Source organism: Streptomyces sp. NPDC005494, assembly GCF_042872025.1.
Lineage (GTDB): Bacteria > Actinomycetota > Actinomycetes > Streptomycetales > Streptomycetaceae > Streptomyces.
The window spans coordinates 34,752-51,559 of record NZ_JBIAJR010000020.1 but is presented as its reverse complement, the minus strand read 5'-3'; the positions used below and the strand labels follow the sequence as shown (position 1 = coordinate 51,559).

Below are 16,808 nucleotides of genomic sequence, written 5' to 3'. Positions count from 1 at the left end.
ACTCTTTCGTGTCCGATTCCCGGCCGAAGCGGGTTACTGCTTGTTTCGCTTTCCAGTTCTTCGCTTTCGCGTTTCCCTTTCCGGCGAGTCCGACTTTACCAGACTCTTTTCCGTTCCGTTTCCGGTCCGAATTTGATTCCAGTGGCCTGCGGAATGGCCTTTGCCTTTCGGCGGACCCGACTTTATCAGAGATTCTGAGTCGGATTTCCCGCCCCGGCGAGGAGCTCCCGGCGCACACGTGCGCGGGCTGCTTCCCGTTCAGGCGGAAACGTAAACGTACTGGAGCGGGGCTCCCCGATGCAAATCGGGGAGCCCCGCTCCAGGTCGGCGGCCTTCGGAGGCCTCTCGCGTCAGACCTCGACCACGACCGGAAGGATCATCGGGCGCCGGCGATAGGTGTCCGACACCCACTTGCCGACCGTCCTGCGGACCAGCTGCTGGAGCTGGTGCGGCTCCATCACCCCGTCCTGGGCCGACTTGTTGATGGCTTCCTCGACCTTGGGCACCACGGCGGTGAAGGCCCCGTCGTCGATGCCGGAGCCCCTGGCCTGGATGTGGGGTCCGCCCACGATCTTGCCGGAGGAGCTGTCGACCACGATGAAGACCGAGATGATGCCCTCGTCCCCGAGGATCCTGCGGTCCTTGAGCGAGGTCTCCGTGACGTCACCGACCGAGAGGCCGTCGACGTACACGTATCCCGCCTGGACCTTGCCGACGATCTTGGCCTTGCCGTCGATCAGGTCGACGACGACGCCGTCCTCCGCGATGACGATGTGGTCCTTCGGGACACCGGTCAGCGCGCCGAGCTCGGCGTTGGCCCTGAGGTGACGCCATTCGCCGTGCACCGGCATCAGGTTCTTCGGCTTGCAGATGTTGTAGAAGTACAGCAGCTCGCCGGCCGAGGCGTGGCCCGAGACGTGGACCTTGGCGTTGCCCTTGTGGACCACGTTCGCGCCCCAGCGGGTCAGGCCGTTGATCACGCGGTAGACCGCGTTCTCGTTGCCCGGGATCAGCGAGGAGGCCAGGATCACCGTGTCACCCGGGACGATCCGGATCTGGTGGTCCCGGTTGGCCATCCGGGAGAGCGCGGCCATCGGCTCGCCCTGGGAGCCCGTGCAGACCAGCACGACCTCGTCGTCCGGCAGGTCGTCGAGCGTCTTGACGTCGACGACCAGGCCGGCGGGAACCTTCAGGTAGCCCAGGTCACGGGCGATGCCCATGTTGCGGACCATGGAACGGCCGACGAAGGCGACCCTGCGGCCGTACTCGTGGGCGGCGTCCAGGATCTGCTGGATGCGGTGGACGTGGCTGGCGAAGCTCGCCACGATGATGCGCTTCTGGGCGTTGGCGAACACCGTGCGCAGGACGTTGGAGATGTCCCGCTCCGGCGGGACGAATCCGGGGACCTCGGCGTTCGTCGAGTCGGAGAGGAGAAGGTCGATGCCTTCCTCGCTCAGCCTGGCGAAGGCGTGCAGGTCGGTGAGACGGCCGTCCAGCGGCAGCTGGTCCATCTTGAAGTCACCGGTCGCGACGGCCAGGCCCGCGGGGGTGCGGATGGCCACCGCGAGAGCGTCCGGGATGGAGTGGTTGACCGCGATGAACTCGCAGTCGAAGACGCCGATGCGCTCGCGCTGCCCCTCGGCCACCTCGAGGGTGTAGGGACGGATCCGGTGCTCCTGGAGCTTGGCCTCGATGAGCGCGAGGGTCAGCTTCGAGCCGATCAGCGGGATGTCCGGCTTCAGACGGAGCAGGTACGGGACGCCACCGATGTGGTCCTCGTGGCCGTGCGTGAGGACGATGCCCTCGATGTCGTCCAGGCGGTCCCGGATCGTGGTGAAGTCCGGCAGGATCAGGTCGATGCCGGGCTGCTCCTCCTCGGGGAAGAGCACACCGCAGTCGACGATGAGCAGACGGCCGCCGTACTCGAAGACCGTCATGTTGCGGCCGATCTCGCCCAGGCCGCCCAGCGGGGTGACCCGCAGGCCGCCCTTGGGGAGCTTCGGCGGGGTACCGAGTTCAGGATGCGGATGACTCAAAAGACTCTCCTTACCACGCGCGCCACGTACCGCTGAGGGCACGTGGCGCGCATGTCATTCGTGCACTTGCTGTTGTCAGGTGGTGTTCCGTCGCGAGTTTCCTCGCTTATTCAGTTGTGAAGTCTGTGGTCAGAGCTGTACCCCACCGGCGGCCAGATCCATCTTGAGCTGGGCCGTCTCCTGGGTGGTGAGTTCCACCAGAGGGAGGCGCAGCGGTCCGGCGGGCAGGCCCTGGAGGGTCAGCGCGGCCTTGGTGGTGATCACGCCCTGGGTGCGGAACATCCCGGTGAAGACGGGGAGCAGCTTCTGGTGGATCTCGGTTGCCTTCTGCACGTCCCCGTCGAGATGCGCCTCGACGAGGGCGCGCAGCTCCGGGGTCACGACGTGGCCGACCACGGAGACGAAGCCCACGGCGCCGACCGAGAGCAGCGGCAGGTTGAGCATGTCGTCACCGGAGTACCAGGCGAGCCCGGACTGGGCGATGGCCCAGCTGGAGCGGCCCAGGTCTCCCTTGGCGTCCTTGTTGGCGACGATCCTGGGGTGCTCGGCGAGGCGTACGAGCGTCTCCGTGTCGATCGGCACACCGCTGCGGCCCGGGATGTCGTACAGCATCACCGGCAGGCCGGTGGAATCGGCGATGGCACCGAAGTGCCGCAGGAGGCCTTCCTGCGGGGGCTTGTTGTAGTACGGCGTGACCGCGAGCAGGCCGTGGGCGCCGGTGCGCTCGGCGGTGCGGGCCAGCTCGATGCTGTGCCGGGTGTCGTTGGTGCCGACGCCGGCGATGACGTGGGCCCGGTCTCCGACGGCTTCGAGCACAGCCCGTACGAGCTGGTCTTTCTCCGCGTCGCTGGTGGTCGGGGACTCGCCCGTGGTGCCGTTGACGACCAGGCCGTCATTGCCTGCGTCCACCAGATGGGTGGCGAGCCGCTGGGCGCCGTCGAGGTCGAGAGCGCCGTCCGCCGTGAAGGGCGTGACCATAGCGGTGAGGACCCGCCCGAAGGGGGTCTGCGGAGTGGAGATCGGAGCCATGGGTAACACGCTACTCGTTGCTCGGAGCGCCGTGCCCCCTCGGGGGGACGGGGAAGAGGAGCCCGGCACTGCCTGCTCGGGGGTTCAAGCAGTGCCGGGTCCGTTTGATCAGCCTAGATGAACTTCACGAAACGTCGCAATACGGACACCGCCTACGGGGCGACCCGTCCGTTTTTGTTGAAGGCGGCATGAGTGAGCGGCATCAGCGTCTGCCAGTGCGCTTCCATCTGCTCGCCGACCATTTCGATCTCGCGCTGCGGGAAGGACGGCACCTTGGCGAGCTCGTGCTGTGTGCGCAGGCCGAGGAAGTGCATCAGCGAGCGTGCGTTGCACGTGGCGTACATGGTGGAGAACAGGCCGACGGGGAGCACGGCGCGGGCGACCTCGCGGGCGACACCGGCGGCGAGCATCTCCTGGTAGGCGTCGTAGGCCTGCCGGTAGGAGTCCTCCATGGCGCGGCTGGTGAGCTCGTGCTGCTCAGGGGTTCCCTCGACGAATTCGTACTTGCCGGGGCGGCCCTGCTGGATGAGCTTGCGGGACTCGCCCGGAATGTAGAAGACCGGCTCGAGCTCCCTGTAGCGGCCCGATTCCTCGTTGTAGGACCAGCCCACGCGGTGCCGCATGAACTCGCGGAACACGAAGATCGGGGCGCTGATGAAGAAGGTCATCGAGTTGTGCTCGAACGGGCTGCCGTGCCGGTCCCGCATCAAGTAGTTGATGAGGCCCTTCGAGCGCTCGGGGTCCTTCGTGACCTCTTCCAGGGACTGCTCGCCGGCGGTGGACACACGGGCGGCGAAGAGCACGTCGGAGTCGGCGGCGGCGGATTTCACCAGGTCAACGGTGACATCGCTGCGGAAGTGGGCCTTTGTGGGCTCGGGGGTGTCGGTCACCGGCGGGGGTCCTTCCAATTGCGGCGCTCGGGCGGCGTCCACTCTACGGGCCCCGGCACAGGCGTCCGTCAGCGGGAATTCCTGCATGTGTTCGGCGATTCGGGGCACCGATCGGGGATCCCGTACGTCTGACTCGACAGCAGCACCCGTTACAGAGTCCAAGGAGATCTTCCTCATGTTCCGCCCGCGTGAATCCGTCCCGTTCTCGTTCGTCGCCGAGGCCGACCGGTTCCGCAGTAATGTCACTCCGCCTCCCCGCCGGCGCGCCAGCCGCTCGCAGCTGGCCGCTCGCTCCCTCGTGGGGCTGACCCTGGTAGCCGGCTTCGCCGGATCGCTGCTCCTCGGGCTGCCCGCCCTGGACACGGACCGGACCCCGTCGCACAGCCAGACCTCCGAGGCCTCCCGGCACCGCTGACCCGTACGGGCCCCCTGGGGTGGTCGGCCGGGGGGCTGCTCGGTAGCCTCACCGGGCACAGCAATCGAGCGTGCTTGTGAGTGAGGATCAGTCGTGCCCCTGCCCTTTCTGACGGCCGACCGCGCATTCGACGCGAACGCGGAGGACATCGCGCTGCCGTTCGACGACCACGACAGCTGGCGGCGGCCCTACCGCCCCGGCCCGTGGCGGGTCGCGGCGGCGGCCACCCTGCTGCTGCTCGCGTCATTCGTGCTGCTCGCGGCGGTGATCATCTCGGTGGCCGGATCGCTGTCGGGCGCGGGCATGTGCTTCGCGCTCGCCGCGCTGGTGATCGCCGGTGCGCTGCGCCTGCTGCGGGTGGGCGCCTGGGTGAGCCGTCACGGGGTCCGCCGGGTGGGCTTCTTCCGTACGACCACCGTGCGGTGGCCGGACGCGGTGGCGGTCCGCACGGTCCAGCAGCCGGTGAAGTGGCTCGGATTCCCGCGCACCGTCCAGGGCCAGGCCCTGATCGTCGTACGCCGCGACGGCGAGCCGCTGGCGCCTCTCGTCACCGACCACAACGCGGACTTCATGGCCCGGTCCGAGGCCTTCGAGCGGGCCACCGACACGATCGAGGTCTGGGGCGACGAGTACCGCACCGGCTGACCCGCCGGGACTGTCCCTCGCCTACGAGCCGGTATGCGCCAGTCAGGCGCGTACCGGCTTGTTCGCGTGCAGGGCGATGGCGCGCTGCATCGCCTTGCGGGCGCGCGGGGTGTCCCTCGCGTCCTGGTAGGCGACCGCCAGCCGGAACCAGCTGCGCCAGTCGTCCGGGTTGTCCTCGGTCTCCTCCCGGCGCCGGGCGAACACGGCGTCGGCGGAGGCGCGGTCGATGCGCCCGGACGGGGTGCGCACCAGTTCGTCGACGGGCAGACCCCCCTCGGCGTCCAGTTCGGCGGCCAGTGCGTTGGCCCTGCGGACGAACTGGGTGTTCTTCCAGAGGAACCAGACGCCGATCACCGGCAGGATCAGCACCGCCACCCCGAAGGTGACCGTGAGCAGGGTGCCGTGCCGGATGAGGAGGACGCCGCGGCTGCCGGCCAGGACGAAGTAGAAGACCAGGACGGCGGCGGTGACGGCGTAGGTGAGCTTTGCGCGCATGGGGTGGGCCAGTCAGTTCAGGTCGAGGAAGTGTTCCAGGCCGAAGGTGAGGCCGGGAGTGGTCACCACGCGGCGGGTGCCGAGCAGGATGCCCGGCATGAAGCTGCTGTGGTGGAGCGAGTCGTGGCGCAGAGTGAGGGTCTCGCCCTCGCCGCCCAGCAGGACCTCCTGGTGGGCCAGGAGGCCCCGGAGACGGACCGAGTGGACCGGTACGCCGTCGACGTCGGCGCCGCGCGCTCCGTCCAGCGCTGTGGCCGTGGCGTCGGGCTGCGGCGCCGAGCCCGCCTTCTCCCGGGCCGCGGCGATCAGCTGGGCGGTGCGGGTGGCCGTTCCGGAGGGGGCGTCGGCCTTGTTCGGGTGGTGGAGCTCGATGACCTCCACCGACTCGAAGTAGCGGGCGGCCTGCTCGGCGAACCTCATGGTGAGAACGGCGCCGATGGAGAAGTTCGGTGCGATGAGCACACCGGTCTCCGGCGAACCGGAGAGCCAGGTGCCGAGCTGCGCGAGCCGTTCGTCGGTCCAGCCGGTGGTGCCGACGACCGCGTGGATGCCGTGCCGTACGCAGAACTCGAGGTTGTCCATCACCGACGAGGGGGTGGTCAGCTCGACGACTGCCTGGGCACCGGCCTCGGTGAGGGTCTCCAGCTTGTCACCACGGCCCAGTGCGGCGACCAGTTCCATGTCGTCGGCGGCCTCCACGGCTCGTACCGCTTCGGAACCGATGCGTCCGTTGGCGCCGAGAACGGCCACGCGCAGCTTGCTCATGTGCTCTTTCCTTACGGGGTGGGTTAGGAGACCGCTTCCTGGAGGCGGTTCGCCTGCTTGTCCTTCAGCGGGCCGATGACCGAGAGCGAGGGCCGCTGTCCGAGGACGTCGGCCGCCACCGCGCGGACCTCGTCGGGGGTCACCGCCGCGATCTTCGCCAGCATGTCATCCACGGACATCTGTTCGCCCCAGCAGAGCTCGCTCTTGCCGATGCGGTTCATGAGCGCGCCCGTGTCCTCCAGACCGAGGACGGTCGAGCCGGCGAGCTGGCCGACGGCGCGGCTGATCTCCTCGTCGGCGAGACCGTCGCTCGCCACGCGGTCGAGCTCGTCGCGGCAGATCTTGAGGACGTCGTGCACCTGGCTGGGCCGGCAGCCCGCGTACACGCCGAAGAGCCCGCAGTCGGCGAAGCCCGAGGTGTAGGAGTACACGCTGTAGGCGAGGCCGCGCTTCTCCCGTACCTCCTGGAAGAGCCGCGAGCTCATGCCGCCGCCGAGGGCGGTGTTCAGGACGCCGAGGGCCCAGCGGCGCTCGTCGGTCCTGGCCAGGCCTGGCATGCCGAGGACGACGTGCGCCTGCTCGGTCTTGCGGTTCAGCAGCTCGACCTTGCCGGCCGTGCGCAGGGTGCGGGAGCCTTCGCGGGGCGCCGTGGGCACCGCGTCGGTGCGGCTCAGGGCGCCCGCGCGCTCGAAGGCGCTGCGGACCTGGCGTACGACCTTGGCGTGGTCGACGTTGCCGGCCGCGGCGACCACCAGGCGTGTGGGGTCGTAGTGCTTCTTGTAGAAGCGCGCGATCTGGCCGCGGTCCAGCGCGTTGATCGTGTCGACGGTGCCGAGGACCGGACGGCCCAGCGGGGTGTCGCCGAGCATCGTGTGCGCGAACAGGTCGTGCACGCAGTCGCCCGGGTCGTCCTCCGTCATGGCGATCTCCTCGAGGATGACGCCGCGCTCGGCGTCGACGTCCTCGGGGGCGATCAGGGAGCCGGTCAGCATGTCGCAGACCACGTCGATGGCCAGCGGGAGATCGGTGTCCAGGACCCGCGCGTAGTAGCAGGTGTACTCCTTCGCCGTGAAGGCGTTCATCTCGCCGCCGACCGCGTCGATCGCGGACGAGATGTCGAGGGCGCTGCGCTTGGCCGTGCCCTTGAAGAGGAGGTGTTCGAGGTAGTGCGTCGCGCCGTTCAGGGTGGGGGTCTCGTCGCGTGAGCCGACGTTCGCCCAGATCCCGAAGGTCGCGGAGCGGACGGAGGGCAGCGTCTCGGTGACGATCCGCAGGCCACCGGGGAGGGTGGTGCGGCGGACGGTGCCGATGCCGTTGCTGCCCTTGAGAAGGGTTTGGGTACGGGCGACGGCCCGCCCCTCCGAGGAGGTGCGGGCCGCCGTCACGGAACTACGGGACGTCACTTGTCGGTGTCGTCCTTCTTCTCGTCCTCTTCACCCTCGATGACGGGGATGAGGGAGAGCTTGCCGCGGGAGTCGATCTCCGCGATCTCCACCTGCACCTTGGCGCCGACGCCGAGCACGTCCTCGACGTTCTCCACGCGCTTGCCACCGGCGAGCTTGCGGATCTGCGAGATGTGCAGCAGACCGTCCTTGCCGGGCATCAGGGAGACGAACGCACCGAAGGTGGTGGTCTTGACGACCGTACCCAGGTAGCGCTCGCCGACCTCCGGCATGGTCGGGTTGGCGATGGCGTTGATCGTGGCGCGGGCGGCCTCGGCCTGCGAGCCCTGCTGGGCACCGATGTAGATGGTGCCGTCGTCCTCGATCGTGATGTCGGCGCCGGTGTCCTCCTGGATCTGGTTGATCATCTTGCCCTTGGGGCCGATGACCTCACCGATCTTGTCCACCGGGATCTTGACCGTGATGATCCGCGGGGCGTTGGGGGACATCTCGTCCGGGACGTCGATGGCCTCGTTCATGACGTCCAGGATGTGCAGACGCGCGTCACGGGCCTGCTTCAGCGCGGCGGCCAGGACCGAGGCGGGGATGCCGTCGAGCTTGGTGTCGAGCTGGAGCGCGGTCACGAACTGCTTCGTACCGGCGACCTTGAAGTCCATGTCGCCGAAGGCGTCCTCCGCACCGAGGATGTCGGTGAGGGCGACGTAGTGCGTCTTGCCGTCGATCTCCTGCGAGATCAGGCCCATGGCGATACCGGCGACGGCGGCCTTGAGGGGCACACCGGCGTTCAGCAGGGACATGGTGGAGGCGCAGACCGAGCCCATGGACGTCGAGCCGTTGGAGCCCAGCGCCTCGGAGACCTGGCGGATCGCGTAGGGGAACTCCTCGCGCGACGGCAGCACCGGCACGATGGCGCGCTCGGCGAGCGCGCCGTGGCCGATCTCGCGGCGCTTGGGCGAGCCCACGCGGCCGGTCTCACCGACGGAGTACGGCGGGAAGTTGTAGTTGTGCATGTAGCGCTTGCGGGTCACCGGGGAGAGGGTGTCCAGCTGCTGCTCCATGCGGAGCATGTTGAGGGTGGTGACGCCCAGGATCTGGGTCTCGCCACGCTCGAACAGCGCCGAGCCGTGCACGCGCGGGATGGCCTCGACCTCGGCGGCGAGCGTACGGATGTCCGTGACGCCACGGCCGTCGATGCGGACCTTGTCCTTGATGACGCGCTCGCGGACCAGCTTCTTGGTCAGCGCGCGGTAGGCACCGGAGATCTCCTTCTCGCGGCCCTCGAAGGCCGGGAGGAGCTTCTCGCCCGCGATCTCCTTGATGCGGTCGAGCTCCGCCTCGCGCTCCTGCTTGCCGGCGATGGTGAGCGCCTTGGCGAGCTCGGTGCTGACGGCCTTGCTGAGCGCCTCCAGGACGTCGTCCTGGTAGTCGAGGAAGACCGGGAACTCACCGGTGGGCTTGGCAGCCTTGGAGGCGAGGTCGGACTGGGCCTTGCAGAGCGCCTTGATGAAGGGCTTCGCGGCCTCGAGACCGGCGGCGACGACCTCTTCGGTCGGGGCCTCGGCGCCGTCCTTGACGAGCTGGATGGTCTTCTCGGTGGCCTCGGCCTCGACCATCATGATCGCGACGTCGCCGTCCTCCAGGACGCGGCCGGCGACGACCATGTCGAAGACGGCGTCCTCGAGCTCGGTGTGCGTCGGGAAGGCGACCCACTGGCCCTTGATCAGGGCGACGCGGGTGGCGCCGATCGGGCCGGAGAAGGGCAGGCCCGCCAGGATCGTGGAGGCGGAGGCGGCGTTGATCGCGACCACGTCGTACAGGTGGTCGGGGTTGAGCGCCATGATCGTCTCGACGATCTGGATCTCGTTGCGCAGGCCCTTCTTGAAGGAGGGGCGCAGCGGCCGGTCGATCAGGCGGCAGGTGAGGATCGCGTCCTCGGAGGGCCGGCCCTCACGGCGGAAGAAGGAGCCGGGGATCTTGCCGGCGGCGTACTGCCGCTCCTCGACGTCCACCGTGAGGGGGAAGAAGTCGAGCTGGTCCTTGGGCCGCTTGGAAGCGGTGGTGGCCGACAGCACCATGGTGTCGTCGTCCAGGTACGCGACGGCGGAGCCTGCGGCCTGCTTGGCCAGGCGGCCCGTCTCGAAGCGGATGGTGCGGGTGCCGAAGGTGCCGTTGTCGATCACGGCTTCGGCGTAGTGGGTCTCGTTCTCCACTAGTGATTTCTCCATACTCGTCGTCTTTCGTCCTGCCGCCCGTGTGGCGGAGGACGGTGCGGAGAAGCGCACCGTGTGTGCGGGCCGGTCTTCGATCGAAGCTCCCGGGCGTTGCCCCGGGGGCCACTACCGAGGACCGGCGGCGGCCGTCGGGCGCCTCTCCTCGTTCTGTTGTCGTGCGTCCAGGTTACTGAGCCTGACCCGGGTCACGCACGTACAGCAAAGGGAGCGGCCCCCTGGAACCGGGGAACCGCTCCCTCTCACAGCGTCCTTACTTGGCGCCGCCGGCCGCACCACGGCGGATGCCGAGGCGGTCGACGAGCGCACGGAAGCGCTGGATGTCCTTCTTGGCAAGGTACTGCAGGAGGCGGCGACGCTGGCCGACCAGGATCAGCAGACCACGACGGGAGTGGTGGTCGTGCTTGTGCGTCTTGAGGTGCTCCGTCAGGTCCGAGATCCGGCGGGAGAGCATGGCGACCTGGACCTCGGGGGATCCGGTGTCACCCTCCTTCTGGGCGAACTCGGACATGATCTGCTTCTTCGTAGCGGCGTCGAGCGGCACGCGTACTCCTCTTGGTGTTCGATGCGCCCACGAGTGCCCCTGGTCTTGATCTCAGGGGAGCTTCCGTGACTCGGAGGCGAAGGTCCGATGAGCGCAGCCCCCAGGCATGACCCGGAGGCGCGTACACAAACGGCCACCAGTCAGAGTACCAGCCGCCGGGAGCGCTCGGGACGGACGTCAGCTGGTCATGGCCCTGGCGCGGGTGAAGATGTCGAGTACGGCGAGGCAGAGCGGGACCAGGGAGAGCAGCAGCGCGCTCTCCGTGAGGTCGAGGAGCCGGCCCCAGAAGGGCGAGAGACCCTTGCGCGGGATGACCAGGCCGATCGCGGTGAGGAGCGCGGCGCCCGCGGCGACGGCGGCGGAGAGCCAGATCGTACGGATGTCCAGGGAGCCCCGGTCGCCGTAGCGCACCAGCTCGTACAGCAGATCGGTCGGAGGGTTGAGGGACAGGCCCAGGACCAGGAGGGCCACGGCGCCGATTCCCGCCACCAGGACGCAGGCGACCTGGGAGGTGTAACGGAAGAGGCGGGCGCGCAGCAGCATGGAGAGCCCGGCGGTCAGCGCGAGGACCTGGCCCCAGATGCTGTCGGAGAATCCGAGCACCGCGGCGGAGCCGACGACGACGGCGGAGCAGCCGCCGACCAGGCCGAGGAGCATCTCGTGGCCGCGTCGGGCCTGGGCCGCGATGCGGTCGGCGTCGACGGGCTCACCGTCGGCCGCGGGTGCGGAGCCCGGCTCGCTGAAGGAGTCGTCGTAGCCGGCCGGGGCGGTGCGCGGGGAGGCGTAGCCGATGGGCAGCCGGGCGAAACGGGCGGAGAGGCCGGGCAGGAAGGCGACCAGGCCGAGGGCGACCGGCGCGCAGACGGCGGCGGTCTCGGTGGCGGTGGCCTCGGTGAGGATGGCGACGAAGGTGGCGAGGGTGCCGACGGTGGCGAGGAAGGTCGCCGCGACGAAGGGCGCGTCACCGCTGGGGGTGAGGGCGACCAGGACGACGGAGGCGAGGAGGACCGCGACGCAGCCGAGCAGGAACTGGAGCCGTCCGGGGCCCTGGCCCGCGTCCGGGCCGATGATCCCGGAGCCCGCGATGAGGACGAGGGGCAGGGCGCCGAGTCCGAGGGCGACCGCCGTGGCGCGGTCGGCGTAGACCCGGGCGCGCACTCCGGCGAAGGCGGTCAGGATCAGGCCCGCGGAGCCGGCGACGATGCCGGGCAGGCTGTGCATGTCGTGGCGTACGGGGTCGGCGAACCAGAGCACGAAACCCAGCAGGACGAGCAGCAGGACGCCGCCCACCAGGCCCGCGCCGCGCAGGAGTTCGTCGCTCCACAGGTGGCGGTCGCGGGTGACGGCGGAGGCGACGGCGTCCGACACGTCGTCGAAGACGGCGGGCGGCAGCGACTGGGCGAAGGGCCGCAGGCTGAGGAGTTCGCCGTCGAGCACCTGCTGTGCGGAGAGGGTGCGGGCGCCGTCCAGGACGGTGCCGTCACGGCGTACGAGGTGATAGCCGGTGGGTGCGCCGGCGGCCTGGGTCTGGCCCGTGAGACGCAGGATCTCGGGGTAGACGTCGGCGACGGCGATGTCTTCCGGGAGGGCGACGTCGATCCGGCTGTCGGGTGCCACGACGGTGACGCGGCAGAAGCCCGTCGCTGCGGTCGTACTCACGTGTCTGGTCCCCCTGATTCGCGGTTGCGCACAGTGCGGCGCCACCCTACCGGGAGGGGGGAAGGTGATCTGCAAGTAGGATCACCGTCGCGCGGATCCGAGTCCGCAGCAATCGCAGCCACGGGGGCGTCGGTGCGGACGACCGGCCTTCCGCCCGTCCGTATTGAGGGATTGATGTTCCGGTGAGCCAGATCGTCGTGAAACGACCTCCGCGGTCTCTGCCGCCGGAAGTGCCCTCTGACGAGTTGACTTTGGAGGCTCCTCCCGAACTGCCCCGCGGGCAGCAGGAGGGCATGCTGATGCAGATCCTGCCGGTGCTCGGCATGGGTTCGTCGGTGGTCTTCTTCTTCTCTCCGCAGGCGCCTCCGTTCATGCGGATCATGGGTGTCCTGATGCTGGTCTCGACGGTCGCCATGGTGGTCGCGCAGATCGTCCGGCACCGTCGCGGTACGCAAGGGCAAATGGGCGATGTCCGACGTGACTACCTGAAGTACCTCGCGCAGACCCGCCGGACGGTACGCCGTACGGCCCGCGCCCAGCGCGATGTGCAGCTCTATCTGCACCCGGCGCCCGAGCAGTTGTGGTCGGTCGTGGCGGAGGGCAGCCGGGTCTGGGAGCGGCGCGTCGGCGACAAGGACTTCGCACAGGTACGGCTGGGGCTCGGGGCGCAGCAGCTGTCGACTCCGCTGATCGCCCCGGACACGGCTCCGGTGGACGAGCTGGAACCGATGTGCGCGGGTGCGATGCAGCAGTTCCTGGCGGTGCACGGGTCGCTGGACGGACTGCCGATGGCCGTCTCGATGCGGGCGTTCTACCACGTGACGGTCTCGGGCCGTGCGGAGTCCGCGCAGTCCACGGCGCGTTCCCTGGTGGCGCAGCTGGTGACGCTGCACTCCCCGGAGGACCTGATGGTCGCCGTGGTGGCGGCGCCGCACGCGGTGGCGCGCTGGGACTGGACGAAGTGGCTGCCGCACACCCAGGTGCCGGGCCAGGTCGACGGCGCCGGTACGAAGCGGTTGTTCGGTGACGACCTGGGCGAGCTGGAGACCCTGCTGGCGAGCCGGCTGGACGGCCGGCCCCGGTTCAACCGGGAGAGCCAGCCCGTGCTGGACCAGCCGCACATCGTCGTGGTCCTGGACGGCGGGATGGTGCCGCCGGACTCGCTGTTCGCGGCGGCCGAGGGGCTCCAGGGCGTGACCATCGTCGAGGTGGTATCCGGCGAGCTGGACGAGCTGCGGGGCGGTCTCTCCGTGGTGGTACGGCCGGGCCTGCTGCGGCTGGAGTCCGGTGGCGGCCTCGCGTACGAGGGTGTGCCGGACGTGATGTCGGCGGAGGCGGCCGAGGCACTGGCCCGGCAGCTGGCGCCACTGCGCATGGGCGGCGGTGACGACGACGAACCGCTGCTGGCCAACCTGGACTTCACCGATCTGCTCAGCCTCGGGGACGCGGCCTCGGTCGATGTGGCGCGCACCTGGCGGCCCCGGTCCATCTCGGAACGGCTCCGGGTGCCGATCGGTGTCGGCGAGGACGGCCAGCCGGTGATGCTGGACCTGAAGGAGGCCGCGCAGGACGGCATGGGCCCGCACGGGCTGTGCGTCGGCGCGACGGGTTCCGGGAAGTCGGAACTGCTGCGGACGCTCGTGCTCGGCCTCGCGGTCACGCACTCCTCGGAGACGCTGAACTTCGTCCTCGCCGACTTCAAGGGTGGCGCGACGTTCGCGGGGATGTCGCAGATGCCGCACGTGGCGGCGGTCATCACCAACCTCGCCGACGACCTCACGCTGGTCGACCGCATGGGCGACGCGATCCGCGGTGAACTCCAGCGCAGGCAGGAGCTGCTGCGTTCCGCCGGCAACTACGCCAACATCCACGACTACGAGAAGGCCCGGGCGGCGGGCGCGGCGCTCGAGCCCCTGGCCTCGCTGGTGCTGGTGATCGACGAGTTCTCCGAACTCCTCACCGCCAAGCCGGACTTCATCGAGATGTTCATCCAGATCGGCCGTATCGGCCGTTCGCTGGGTGTGCATCTGCTGCTCGCCTCGCAGCGCCTGGAGGAGGGCAAGCTGCGCGGGCTGGACACCTATCTCTCGTACCGGATCGGTCTGCGGACCTTCTCGGCGGCCGAGTCGCGTACGGCGCTGGGTGTGCCGGACGCGTACCACCTGCCGTCGGTGCCGGGTTCCGGCTATCTCAAGTTCGGCACGGACGAGATGACCCGCTTCAAGGCGGCGTACGTGTCGGGGACGTACCGCACGGGAGGCCCCGACCTCTCGGTGGGCCAGCTGCCGATCGAGCGGCGGCCCGCGGTCTTCAGTGCCGCTCCGGTACCGGTCGTGTACGCGGCCCCCGACCCGGCGCATCTGGCGGCCCGTGCCTCGGCGGACGACGACGCGCTCGCCGACACGGTCCTCGACGTGATCGTGCGGCGTCTGGAGGGGCAGGGCGTGCCGGCCCACCAGGTGTGGCTGCCGCCGCTGGACCAGGCACCGACGCTGGACCAGTTGCTGCCCGGGCTCGCGCCGACCGCGGACCGCGGGTTCACGGCGACCGAGTACACGAGGCCCGGTGGCCTCACGGTCCCGCTCGGCCTGATCGACAAGCCCTTCGAGCAGCGGCGCGAGGTGCTGTACAGGGACTTCTCCGGCGCGGCCGGGCACATGCTCGTCGTCGGTGGCCCGCAGTCCGGCAAGTCGACGTTGATCCGGGCGCTCATCTCGTCGTTCGCCCTCACCCACACCCCGCACGAGGTGCAGTTCTACGGGCTGGACTTCGGCGGTGGCGGTCTCGTCTCGCTGGCGGACCTGCCGCACGTCGGCGGGATGGCCTCGCGGCTCGACCCCGAGCGGGTCCGCCGGACGGTCGCCGAGGTCGGCGGCGTGCTCAACCGGCGCGAGGAGTTCTTCCGCGCCCACTCCATCGACTCCATCGCGACCTACCGGCGCAAGCGCGCGCAGGGCGAGCTGCCCGGCGAGGCGTGGGGGGACGTCTTCCTGGTCATCGACGGCTGGGGCGGCTTCCGGGGCGAGTACGAGGGGCTGGAGCAGGTCGTCACGGAGATCGCCGCGCGTGGTCTCGGCTACGGCGTGCACGTCGTGATCACCGCTGCGCGCTACATGGAGGTGCGGGCGGCGCTCAAGGACCAGATCCTCGGGCGGCTCGAACTGCGGCTCGGTGACGTCATGGACTCCGAGTTCGACCGCAAGGTCGCGGCGAACGTCCCCGCGGGGGTGCCCGGCCGTGGCCAGGTCCCGCAGAAGCTGCACTTCATGGGTGCTCTGCCGCGCATCGACTCCGTCAGCAGCGGAACCGACCTCTCCGACGGCACCGCGGCGTTCGTCGCGGCGGTGAAGTCGAACTGGGCCGGCCCTGTCGCCCCCTCCGTACGGCTGCTGCCGCGCAAGCTTCCGGCGGACCAGCTGCCCAAGGGCTTCGAGTTCCCCGAGCGGGGCATCGCGATCGGCATCGACGAGACGTCCCTGGAGCCGGTGTTCGTCGACTTCGAGACGGATCCGTTCTTCCTGGTCTTCGGTGAGAGCGAGTCCGGGAAGACCAACCTGCTGCGGCTGATCGCCAAGCAGATCGGGGAGCGCTACTCCCCCGACGAGGCGAAGATCGTCGTCGGCGACTACCGGCGCGCGCTGCTGGGCGCGCTGCCCGAGTCCCATCTGCTGGAGTACGCGCCGATGGCGAGCGCCATGCAGATGCACATGGAGGCGCTCGCCGGCGTGTTCGCGCGCCGGCAGCCGCCGACCGATGTGACACCGCAGCAGCTGCGGGACCGCAGCTGGTGGTCGGGGCCGCAGATCTTCATCATCGTCGACGACTACGACCTGGTCGCGACCAACGCGGGCAATCCGCTGGCTCCGCTCGCGGAGTACCTGCCGTTCGCCCGGGACACCGGGGTCCGCTTCATCATCGCGCGGAACTCGGCGGGGGCGTCGCGCGCGATGTACGAGGGTTTCATGCAGCGCATCAAGGAGCTGGGCGCCCAGGGCGTGGTGCTGGCCGGCGACCCGTCCGAGGGCGACCTGATCGGCTCCGTGCGAGGCCACGCGATGCCGCCGGGCCGCGGGTACTTCGCGTCGCGCCGGCGCGGGACTCCGCTGGTGCAGACGGGCCGGCTGCCGGAACAGCACTGATCGGCGCACGACGGCCGGGCATGAGGGAGGGCTTCCGCGCACGCGCGGAGGCCCTTCTGCCTTCACTACCACGCCGGCCGCTCCCCCGGGCGTTCCGCACCGCTTTCCCGCCCCCGGGCCGGCGGACCGGGGATAATCGGCGCGCGGAGACCACACGGATCGGCCGGCGAGGAACGCGCTCCGCCGCAGAAGAGGGAAAGGCGTCTGATGGGTACGCAGCAGGAGAAGGACGAGCTGTACGCACTCGACATCTCGGGGGTGACGTGGCTGAGCGCGCCGGGCACGGAGGAGGCGGAGGAGCGGGTGGAGATCGCCCATCTGCCGGGCGGCGCCGTCGCGATGCGGTCCTCCTTGGACCCGGAGACCGTGCTGCGCTACACGGAGGCGGAGTGGCGCGCGTTCGTACTGGGGGCGCGTGACGGCGAGTTCGACCTCACGTAGGCGCCGGGCGTACGGAAGGGCCCCGGGAGGCACCGGCGTACGGAGAGGCCCCGGGGAGGCGCGCCGGCGTACCGGGGAGCCTCGGGACGCCGGTGTACGGAAGAGGGGCACGGCCCGGT

Annotated in this window: 13 protein-coding genes; 4 read left to right on the top strand and 9 right to left on the bottom strand. The window is 69.7% G+C overall.

Translation table 11 applies throughout. From position 1 onward, the window contains the following. Positions 1 to 350 precede the first annotated feature (350 nt). The 3 genes from ACFYQ6_RS34345 to thyX all read right to left on the bottom strand — a co-directional run bounded on the left by ACFYQ6_RS34345 (position 351) and on the right by thyX (position 3,955). The gene (locus tag ACFYQ6_RS34345; RefSeq protein ID WP_361586153.1) at positions 351 to 2,036 is read right to left on the bottom strand and encodes a ribonuclease J; all 1,686 of its coding nucleotides are present in this window, start codon (positions 2,034 to 2,036) and stop codon (positions 351 to 353) included. Between the two features lie 129 nt (positions 2,037 to 2,165). Beyond that, complete coding sequence (gene dapA, locus ACFYQ6_RS34340; protein WP_356746173.1) at positions 2,166 to 3,065, bottom strand: 4-hydroxy-tetrahydrodipicolinate synthase; 900 nt, start codon at positions 3,063 to 3,065, stop codon at positions 2,166 to 2,168. Positions 3,066 to 3,217: 152 nt separating this feature from the next. Continuing rightward, positions 3,218 to 3,955 carry an FAD-dependent thymidylate synthase gene (gene thyX / locus ACFYQ6_RS34335; protein WP_361586156.1) on the bottom strand — a complete coding sequence of 246 codons (738 nt, stop codon included), beginning with the start codon at positions 3,953 to 3,955 and terminating at the stop codon, positions 3,218 to 3,220. Between the two features lie 175 nt (positions 3,956 to 4,130). Between thyX and ACFYQ6_RS34330 the strand changes: the two genes are divergently transcribed. Further along, positions 4,131 to 4,370 (top strand): hypothetical protein, encoded by a 240-nt coding sequence (locus ACFYQ6_RS34330; protein WP_361586159.1) that lies wholly within the window; start codon positions 4,131 to 4,133, stop codon positions 4,368 to 4,370. Between the two features lie 93 nt (positions 4,371 to 4,463). Further along, positions 4,464 to 5,015, top strand: a complete 552-nt coding sequence (locus ACFYQ6_RS34325) for a hypothetical protein (RefSeq protein ID WP_361586162.1) — start codon at positions 4,464 to 4,466, stop codon at positions 5,013 to 5,015. Positions 5,016 to 5,057: 42 nt separating this feature from the next. Here the strand turns inward: ACFYQ6_RS34325 and ACFYQ6_RS34320 are convergent, their stop codons facing one another. From ACFYQ6_RS34320 to eccD, 6 genes are all read right to left on the bottom strand, one after another. Further along, positions 5,058 to 5,510 (bottom strand): hypothetical protein, encoded by a 453-nt coding sequence (locus ACFYQ6_RS34320; RefSeq protein WP_356746169.1) that lies wholly within the window; start codon positions 5,508 to 5,510, stop codon positions 5,058 to 5,060. A 12-nt stretch (positions 5,511 to 5,522) separates the two neighbouring features. Then, entirely contained in the window at positions 5,523 to 6,275 is a 753-nt protein-coding gene (dapB, locus tag ACFYQ6_RS34315) for a 4-hydroxy-tetrahydrodipicolinate reductase (protein ID WP_361586164.1), read from the bottom strand. Positions 6,276 to 6,298: 23 nt separating this feature from the next. After that, a complete protein-coding gene (locus tag ACFYQ6_RS34310; protein WP_356746167.1) occupies positions 6,299 to 7,678 on the bottom strand; it encodes a pitrilysin family protein in 1,380 nt (459 codons plus the stop codon). Continuing rightward, positions 7,675 to 9,888, bottom strand: coding sequence for a polyribonucleotide nucleotidyltransferase (locus tag ACFYQ6_RS34305; RefSeq protein ID WP_329239071.1), 2,214 nt, complete (start codon positions 9,886 to 9,888; stop codon positions 7,675 to 7,677). The genes ACFYQ6_RS34310 and ACFYQ6_RS34305 overlap by 4 nt, the downstream gene beginning before the upstream one ends. Positions 9,889 to 10,159: 271 nt before the next feature. Then, on the bottom strand, positions 10,160 to 10,450 hold the full coding sequence (gene rpsO, locus ACFYQ6_RS34300) for a 30S ribosomal protein S15 (RefSeq protein ID WP_003965855.1): 291 nt from the start codon (positions 10,448 to 10,450) through the stop codon (positions 10,160 to 10,162). A 177-nt stretch (positions 10,451 to 10,627) separates the two neighbouring features. Next, the gene (gene eccD / locus ACFYQ6_RS34295) at positions 10,628 to 12,109 is read right to left on the bottom strand and encodes a type VII secretion integral membrane protein EccD (protein WP_361586167.1); all 1,482 of its coding nucleotides are present in this window, start codon (positions 12,107 to 12,109) and stop codon (positions 10,628 to 10,630) included. Positions 12,110 to 12,291: 182 nt separating this feature from the next. Here eccD and eccCa point away from each other — a divergent pair, with 182 nt between their 5' ends. Both eccCa and ACFYQ6_RS34285 read left to right on the top strand, forming a co-directional pair. Continuing rightward, a complete protein-coding gene (gene eccCa / locus ACFYQ6_RS34290) occupies positions 12,292 to 16,248 on the top strand; it encodes a type VII secretion protein EccCa (protein WP_361586169.1) in 3,957 nt (1,318 codons plus the stop codon). A gap of 207 nt (positions 16,249 to 16,455) precedes the next feature. Continuing rightward, positions 16,456 to 16,689 (top strand): DUF397 domain-containing protein, encoded by a 234-nt coding sequence (locus tag ACFYQ6_RS34285; RefSeq protein ID WP_356746164.1) that lies wholly within the window; start codon positions 16,456 to 16,458, stop codon positions 16,687 to 16,689. Positions 16,690 to 16,808 lie beyond the last annotated feature (119 nt).